Here is an 8,015-nt window from a genome sequence, read left to right on the forward strand (position 1 = left end):
CGACGCCGAGCGTGACGCCGACGCCCAGCGCCACCCCTACCCCGACGCCGAGCGTGACGCCGACGCCCAGCGCCACCCCTACCCCGACGCCGAGCATGACGCCGACGCCCAGCGCCACCCCTACGACCACCCCCGCTCCGACGCCGAGCGCCACCCCCACGACCACCCCTACTCCGGCGCGGACGCCAACCCGGACGGCCGCGACCAGTCCGGCCGCGACAGCCCCGGCAGGAACGCTTCCCGCTGACACGGCACCACCCGTGGAGACCGTCACGCCGTCGGGGCCGGCAGGGGAGCCCACACCGGATACTCTCGAATCGGTTGCAACCGCGGCGACCCTTGCCCCCACCGCGAGGCCGCTACCGTAGCGGGGCGATCCAAATGGCCTGACCAGGTTAATGCTTTGCCGCCCGCCGCCTGGGGCACAAACCCATACCCGCGTGCGTTGGTATCGAATGACAGGCGCGACCATTTCCGGGACAGCGCTCCGGGCATGCCCTTCATCACCACCATCGCGAGGAACCCTCCCATGACTTCTCTGCATTCCATTCCCCTGACCCTCATCGACGGCACGGAAACTGACTTCGGCCGCTTCGAGGGGGAGGTTGTACTGGTGGTGAACGTGGCATCCCAATGCGGGTTCACGTCCCAGTACGCGGGACTTGAGGCCCTTCACAACAAGTTCAGCGAACAGGGTTTCCAGGTGCTCGGGGTTCCGTGCAACCAGTTCGCCGGGCAGGAACCTGGCTCCGACTCCGAGATCGCCGAGTTCTGCGAGCGCAACTTCGGCGTGACGTTCCCGCTCACAGCCAAGGCCAATGTCCGCGGCAAGGACCAACATCCGCTCTACACCGAGCTGACCAAATTCAAGAACAGCGTCCTTCCGGGGCTGGTGAAATGGAACTTCGAGAAGTTCCTGGTCAACGGCGACGGCGAAGTGGTGGCCCGCTTCGCCCCCACCGTGGAGCCGGACTCGCCGGAGGTCATCGAGGCAATCCAGTCCGCCCTCAGCTGAGAGGTCGCTCCCAGACCACAAGGGACCAACGGCCCTACCCCTAAGCCTGCTTACCGACCTAGACTGACCGAACCCTCTGAACGATCCGGGCATACCCGCTGCGCAGCGACGCCTGCGTGCGTGCCGGCCAGGCAGCCCAGGTAGGCCTGCGGGGGTGCATCAGAACGCTTCGTGAATCACAACTGGGCGCTCATATTGGGTGTCCGTGAAACCAGGAGGAAAGTGATGACAGGGAACAAAGCCGTTGCCTACAAGGGACCGGGCAAGGTCGAACTCATCGACATTGACTACCCCAGCTTCGAACTCAAGGACGGCCCGGGGGTCAATCCCGCCAATGTGGGCCGTTCGGTGCGCCATGGCGTAATCCTGAAAACCGTTGCCACCAACATCTGCGGCTCCGACCAGCACATGGTCCGCGGACGCACTACGGCCCCCGCCGACCTCGTCCTCGGCCACGAAATCACCGGCGAAGTGGTCGAAGTGGGACCCGACGTCGAATTCATCAAGGTGGGGGATATCTGCTCGGTGCCCTTCAACATCGCCTGCGGCCGCTGCCGGAACTGCAAGGAACGCAAGACCGGCATCTGCCTCAACGTCAATCCCGACCGCCCCGGCAGCGCCTACGGCTACGTCGACATGGGCGGCTGGGTCGGCGGTCAGGCAAACTATGTTCTGGTGCCCTACGCGGACTGGAACCTCTTGAAATTCCCGGACAAAGACCAGGCCCTGGAAAAGATGCTGGATCTGACAATGCTGTCCGACATCTTCCCGACGGGCTTCCACGGCGCCGTCACGGCAGGGGTGGGGGTCGGCTCCACCGTCTACGTAGCCGGTGCCGGCCCTGTCGGTCTGGCCGCGGCCACGAGCGCCCAGTTGCTTGGTGCCGCCGTCGTCATTGTCGGTGATATGAACGCGGACCGCCTGGCCCAGGCACGGAGCTTCGGCTGCGAAACGGTGGACCTGACCAAGGGCGGACCGGCCGAGCAGATCGAACAGATCCTAGGCGTCCCGGAAGTCGATTGCGGTGTGGACGCTGTCGGCTTCGAGGCCAAGGGCCATGGCGAGGGAGCCCACGAGGCTCCGGCCACCGTGCTGAACTCACTTATGGAGGTTGCCGCAGCCGGCGGCGCCCTCGGCATTCCCGGACTCTATGTCACGGGGGACCCGGGCGGCGTGGATGAGGCCGCAAAGAAAGGCTCGCTCTCAATCAGTCTCGGCACCGGCTGGGCCAAGTCGCTGAGCTTCACCACCGGACAGTGTCCGGTGATGAAATACAACCGCGGACTGATGATGGCAATCCTGCACGACAGGGTGAACATCGCCAAGAACGTGAACGCCAAGGCGATCACCCTGGAGGACGCTCCCAGGGGCTACGCCGAATTTGATGCCGGCGCTGCCACGAAGTATGTCCTCAACCCGAACGGCTACCTGGGCTAGCCGCACGGTCCTCGAGTAAGCACGTTCCGGCGGACCCATACCGGGGCAAGTATGTGTCCGCCGGACTACTCGTTGCCGCCATTTTTTCGAACATGCCTACTGGAGTTTGCGCATTGTTGGCCGAATGTCTGGTTGGATAGACATTACTGAGAGGGACACTGGAGGCAACCGCTTCCACCCAACCAAGAAGGTAGCAATGGAGCTCATCGAGGCCGAACACCCCCGGCCACGTCATTTCCTACTCCACCTGAGTGACCCCCACCTGCTGGGTGGTCCGCAACCCCTGCATGGCGTGGTGGACAGCGACTCCCTTCTCCAGCAGCTCTTCGACGAAGTCCAGGCTTCCGGCGCGCGCCCCGAAGCCGTGATTTTTACCGGTGACCTTGCTGACCGGGGCGAACCGGAGGCGTACGCGAAGCTGCGTGCCATCGTCGATCCCGCCTGCAAGGCCATGGGGGCCAAGGTCATCTGGGCGATGGGAAACCACGACGACCGGGCGAACTTCCGCGCCGGGCTTCTGGACCAGCCGGCTGACGATGCTCCGGTGGACCACAGCTACTTCATCAACGGGCTGCGGATCATCACGCTGGACACCTCCGTACCGGGATTCCACCACGGCGAACTGAGCGATATGCAGCTCGAGTGGCTCTCGGCGGAACTGGCCACCCCGGCACCGGACGGGACCATCCTCGCCCTGCACCATCCGCCGGTGCCGTCGGTGCTGGCCCTCGCCGTGCTCGTTGAGCTCCGGGGCCAGGCGGCTTTGGCCGGCGTCCTGCGGAACTCCGACGTCCGCGCCATCCTGGGCGGGCACCTGCACTATTCGACCACCGCGAGCTTCGCGGGCATCCCGGTGTCCGTGGCGTCCGCGACCTGTTACACCCAGGATCTGAACGTGTCGGTGGGCGGGACCCGCGGTCGCGACGGCGGCCAGGCGTTCAACCTCGTCCATGTCTACGAGCACACGATCGTGCACTCCGTGGTCCTGCTGGGCGACACCCCTCCGGTGGGAGAGCTTGTTTCCGCCGAGGAAGTCCAGCGTCGCATCTCGGCCGCCGGGATCAGTATTCCGGGCAAGGCCAGAACCGAGGACCCGTCCAGGTCACCCGGCCACCGCAGGATGACCCCCAGCACCTAGGAGTGCGCATCCTTCGTGCTGCTCCGCCCCGGGTGGCCGGTCCGCGCCTACTTTTCGCCGCCTACTTTTCCCACGGCGCTTTGATGGGGTAGTACTTCTCCAGGAAGTCGGTAACCAGACCGGCGCGTTCCTCCGCCGGCACCTCCGGGAAGCTGCCGTCATTGAGGCAAAAGAAGTCCATGTTCCGCTTGGAGAGCAGCTTGGGCAGGTAATTCAGGCCCGCCCGGGCCGTGGTGTCCACATAGCGCACCTTGGCCGCCGTCTGGGTCACGGCCCGGCCGGTGAGCAGCGCGTAGTAGTGGTAGAACGAGTTGGTCACCGAGATGTTGTCCGCCGCACGGAAGGTGCTGGCGGCAGTCTTGGCGAACTCCGCCGGGAATTCCTGCTCCATCCTCGCCACGACGCTGCGCCGCAGCGGGGCGGCCGAGTGCTCCAGATGCCGGGTGGTGATCCGGCCAAAGCGGTCCCAGAGCAGCTTGCGGTTCATCCTGGCGGCGTTCTCAAAGCCGCTGCGTTCGGCGTCGTTATCGCCTAGTCCAATCCGCGTTTTCGCCTCGATGAACTTGGTGATGCCTCCCGGGGTGAAGAACATGTCCGGTCCGACGGCGCGCCCGAAGAACATGTCGTCGTTGGAATACAGGAAATGCTCGGAGAGACCCTCAATATGGTGGAGCTGGCACTCGACCGCCTGCGAGTTATGCGTGGGCAGCACGGAGGGGTCCGCGAAGAACTCCTCGCTGCGGACAATCGTGACGCCCGGGTGTTCCGCGAGCCAGGAGGGGGCGGGGGAGTCCGTGGCGATGAAGATCCGGCGGATCCACGGCGCGAACATGTACACCGAACGCAGCGCGTACTTGAGCTCGTCGATCTGGCGGAAGCGGGCCTCGTGGTCGTCGCCCTCGCCCACCACCACGCCGGCCATACGGGCGCGGCGCGCGGCGATGTACTCCGGGGAGCTGCCGTCCACCCAGGAGAAGACCAGATCGACGTCGAAGCTGATGTCACTGGCGTGGTCCGCGAACATGTTCTCGATGGTCGGCCAGGTGTGGCCGTACCGCTCCACCGTGCCGCGGACGGCATCCTGGGCGAGCATGGTCCGGCGGGTCAGCGAGTTTTCGATCGGGAGAATCAGCTGGTCGTCCTCGAAGCTCCAGAGCTCCAGCTGGACGCCGGCGGAGGCGCCGAACTCAAAACCGCCCTCCGGTTCGACCCGCGGGCGGTACAGCCGGAAGATGCGGGCCTGGCGGTTAGGGGAGAGCTCCCCATCGGCCACCAGTACGGCGGACTTCTTCTTCGCATCGACGCTCATGGAGTAGAAAGGCTCATCGCGCCAGGCCTCCACCAGCGCGTCGCGGAGTTCCTTCCGGTCCTTCCAATCCACGGCGATGACCGGCCGGTGGTTGTTGCCGCGGACCAGGAGGTAATCCAGGGACGCGCCGTCGAGCACGGAACGGATGACCATCAGGTCCTCGACCATGGCCTGATACGGTGTGCGGTTTTCGTTGATCAGCGCATACCGGCCCCGCCGGCGGACGACGTCCGGGCGGGCACGGAACCTGGCGATGGCAGCCGCGGACGTGACCTCCTCATGGGCATCCTCGGATGCCTGGCTGCCGTAGTAGATCTCATCCTGGACCAGTGCGTCTGAAATGTCGTTCCTCCGTGCTTCTATGGGTGCGTGTGTGCCTACTTGCATGATAACGTCCAGCCTAAAATCGCCGCGAAAAACGCCGAAGAAACGCCGCCGGTGCCGGCGAAACCAGCCCCGATCAGCCGGTGAGGGCGGCCCGCCAGCTGCGCAGGAACGCCGCGCCGGCGTCGTCGTGGATGACGTCCCCGCCCAGCCCCAGATCCTCCGCGGTGAGAACGTCGTACGGTTTCACCGGAATTCCGTCGGCCGGGCGGACATCGATATGCTTCACGGCGTGGTCGTGGTGGTGCAGCCAGTCGGCCATGGCGTAGTCGGTGCGGGAGTCGCCCACGGTGCGCCAGGCCTGCGGGGTGATGCCGCGGGCCGCCAGCAGTTCCACGGCGCGGCTCGCGCCGAGGTCCTTGCCGAGCCGGACGGATTCGATGTCCGTAGAGATGATCGTCGGGTCCACCCGGTAGTCCACCCTGTCGTCGGAGTCCGGGGCGTGGTGGTCCAGCCGCACCACCCCGAGGCCGTGCCGGGCCATCAGGTCCATGGCATCGGCGTCGAAAAGCTCCTGTTCGGCCCGGTAGTCGGAGTCTACGACGGTGATGTGCTGCTCCACGGAGACCATGGCCAGCTTGGTTTCGTCGAAGAACATGTGGGCGGAATAGTCCTCGGCCACGAGCCGGCGGACGTCGTCGCCGAAGGCGCGCGGCATGGCGAGGTCCCGGTCCACGTGGACGGGGCCGGGGCCCTGCGAGGTGAAGCTGAACCAGACGGCGCCCTTTTCGCAGATGGCATCAATCACAGTTCCGGCCGGCATGCCCGCGGCGATCATCGGCTCCATCACCCGCTCGCGGATGAAGGCGTCCGAGCGTCCGGTGTTGAAGGTGACGGGGATACCGGCCGCGGCCAGCGCCAGCAGGTCCGCAATGATCGCCGGCTGCACTTCACGGGTCACCGGGCTTGCGATGGGCCCGTCGACGTCGAGCAGCAGCGCCAGCCGTGGAGCTGAGGGCGGGTGGGCGGCTGGGGTCGCGGAAGCAGTCATTCCCCTATCCTCTCAGCCGGCACGTCCCGTTGCATGTGCAGGGGACCGGGGCGGCCAACGGGTGTTGTCCGTGACACAGGACGGTGATTCGTGTGACAAACGGTTACCGTTTGGCTACAACCTCGCGCCGTCGGCGGTCTTTGATTCCTTTGACCGCCCAAGTTCCTTAGGCTTGCAGGGTGATATTCAAAGCCGTGGGCGAGGGACGCCCTTACCCCGACCATGGTTTCAAGACGCCCAAGGACTGGGCGGCGCTGCCGCCGCGACCGGTCCGGCTGGACGAGCTGGTGACCACCAAGCGCACCCTGGACCTCGACGCACTGCTGGCAGAGGATTCCACTTTCTTCGGCGACCTGTTCCCGCATGTCGTGGAATTCCGCGGCGTCCTGTACCTCGAGGACGGACTGCACCGTGCCCTCCGCACCGCGCTGCACCAGCGCACGGCGATCCACGCGCGCGTCCTGGTGATCAATGGCTAGAGCGCCGAAGGACATCACCGTCCTGCACGGGCACCACGTCATCACGGGCTCCGAGTTGCGGGACGCCTTTGTGGCGGACGAGGGGCTGGAAAATCCTGTCCGCATGCGCCGCCGCATCCTGCACGGGGCGGTCCTGGTGCTGCTCGTTGGGCTCATCGCCGCCGCCATCGTGGTGGCCCTGGCGATCATGAACGGCCAGATCAAGATTCCGACGGCGGAGCGCAGCAATTCGGCCTCGTCCGTTTGCCCGGCGGCCGCCTACGACTACACGCCGCCGGAAAAAATCAACGTCAACGTCTTCAACTCCACCTCCCGCCCGGGCCTGGCCCGGACCGTGGCGGACGCGTTTGCGGCGCGTAAGTTCGTCGTGGGGGCCGTCGCCAACACGACGTCGAGCTACCGCGGCGTAGCGCTGGTCGTCTCCGGCGCCGCGGGGCAGTCGGCGGCGTTCAGCGTCCAGCGCAACCTGCCCGGCTCGGACTATTTCCAGGACGGCCGCACTGACCCGAGCGTGGACGTCATCCTCACCGGGGATTACAAGGAGCTGGCAAAGCCGGAACTGGTGGACCAGACACCGGGCAAGCTCAGCTGCCCCCGCGAGGACCGGCGGATAGTCGACGACTCGAAGTGGCCCGTCATCCCGACGGCGCTTCCGTCCGGGCAGCCGGCCGGCAGCTAGTGTTCCGTGTTAATGGTTTGTTTGCGTTTCATCTTGCCCAGTAGATACTCCGCGGACTTGGTCCAGGTGAACGGTTTGGCGTCCTTGTTGTAGTTTTCGATGTAGCGTTCCATGGTCTCTTCCAGGTCCTTCACGGAGCTGAATGTTCCACGTTTGAGGCATTGGCGGGTGATGATCCCGAAGAAGATCTCCACCATGTTCAGCCAGGAACAGCTGGTCGGGGTGAAGTGCATGGTCACCCGGGGATTTTCAGCCAGCCAATCCTTGACGTTCTGGTGCTTGTGAGTGCCGTAATTATCACAAATGACATGCAGTTCAACCCCGGGGTGGGCTTGGGCTACCTGCCCCAGGAAGTCGACGAACTCGACGTTGGTGTGCTTTTGGTAGAAGGCGTTTGCGCTCAACGTCCCGGTGAGCACCTCGAGGGCCGCAAACAGCGTCGTGGTGCCGTTGCGTTTGTAGTCGTGGGTCTGCTGCAGCGGGTGGGCCGGGGACAGCGGCTGCTCTGCCTGGGTGCGGGAGAGGGCCTGGATCTGGGTTTTTTCATCGATACTCACCACCACCGCGTTTTCCGGCGGCGACA

The 8,015-nt window shown here is 65.2% G+C and carries 9 protein-coding genes; 6 read left to right on the forward strand and 3 right to left on the reverse strand.

Annotated features, from left to right (window positions below):
* From RCH07_RS18540 to RCH07_RS18555, 4 genes are all read left to right on the forward strand, one after another.
* A partial coding sequence (locus tag RCH07_RS18540) for a hypothetical protein (protein ID WP_326968963.1) occupies nucleotides 1-247 on the forward strand: 247 nt, incomplete at its 5' end.
* Between the two features lie 282 nt (nucleotides 248-529).
* Entirely contained in the window at nucleotides 530-1,015 is a 486-nt protein-coding gene (locus RCH07_RS18545; RefSeq protein ID WP_326968964.1) for a glutathione peroxidase, read from the forward strand.
* Between the two features lie 225 nt (nucleotides 1,016-1,240).
* Nucleotides 1,241-2,452: a formaldehyde dehydrogenase, glutathione-independent gene (gene fdhA / locus RCH07_RS18550; protein ID WP_326968965.1), complete on the forward strand. Its 1,212-nt coding sequence runs from the start codon at nucleotides 1,241-1,243 to the stop codon at nucleotides 2,450-2,452.
* Nucleotides 2,453-2,648: 196 nt separating this feature from the next.
* Nucleotides 2,649-3,590, forward strand: a complete 942-nt coding sequence (locus tag RCH07_RS18555; protein ID WP_326968966.1) for a phosphodiesterase — start codon at nucleotides 2,649-2,651, stop codon at nucleotides 3,588-3,590.
* A 61-nt stretch (nucleotides 3,591-3,651) separates the two neighbouring features.
* Here the strand turns inward: RCH07_RS18555 and RCH07_RS18560 are convergent, their stop codons facing one another.
* On the reverse strand, nucleotides 3,652-5,286 hold the full coding sequence (locus RCH07_RS18560) for a stealth family protein (protein WP_326968967.1): 1,635 nt from the start codon (nucleotides 5,284-5,286) through the stop codon (nucleotides 3,652-3,654).
* A 73-nt stretch (nucleotides 5,287-5,359) separates the two neighbouring features.
* Nucleotides 5,360-6,274, reverse strand: a complete 915-nt coding sequence (locus RCH07_RS18565) for a hypothetical protein (RefSeq protein ID WP_326968968.1) — start codon at nucleotides 6,272-6,274, stop codon at nucleotides 5,360-5,362.
* A 179-nt stretch (nucleotides 6,275-6,453) separates the two neighbouring features.
* Between RCH07_RS18565 and RCH07_RS18570 the strand changes: the two genes are divergently transcribed.
* Together RCH07_RS18570 and RCH07_RS18575 are read left to right on the forward strand one after the other, a co-directional pair.
* The gene (locus RCH07_RS18570; protein WP_326968969.1) at nucleotides 6,454-6,753 is read left to right on the forward strand and encodes a type II toxin-antitoxin system VapB family antitoxin; all 300 of its coding nucleotides are present in this window, start codon (nucleotides 6,454-6,456) and stop codon (nucleotides 6,751-6,753) included.
* Nucleotides 6,746-7,432 (forward strand): LytR C-terminal domain-containing protein, encoded by a 687-nt coding sequence (locus RCH07_RS18575; protein ID WP_326968970.1) that lies wholly within the window; start codon nucleotides 6,746-6,748, stop codon nucleotides 7,430-7,432. Before RCH07_RS18570 ends, RCH07_RS18575 begins: the two co-directional genes overlap by 8 nt.
* Here RCH07_RS18575 and RCH07_RS18580 read toward each other — a convergent pair.
* On the reverse strand, nucleotides 7,429-8,015 hold a 587-nt coding region (locus tag RCH07_RS18580), incomplete at its 5' end, for an IS630 family transposase (protein ID WP_326968971.1). The genes RCH07_RS18575 and RCH07_RS18580 overlap by 4 nt on opposite strands.

The sequence above is a fragment of the Arthrobacter sp. CG_A4 genome (assembly GCF_035985125.1).
Classification (GTDB): domain Bacteria; phylum Actinomycetota; class Actinomycetes; order Actinomycetales; family Micrococcaceae; genus Arthrobacter.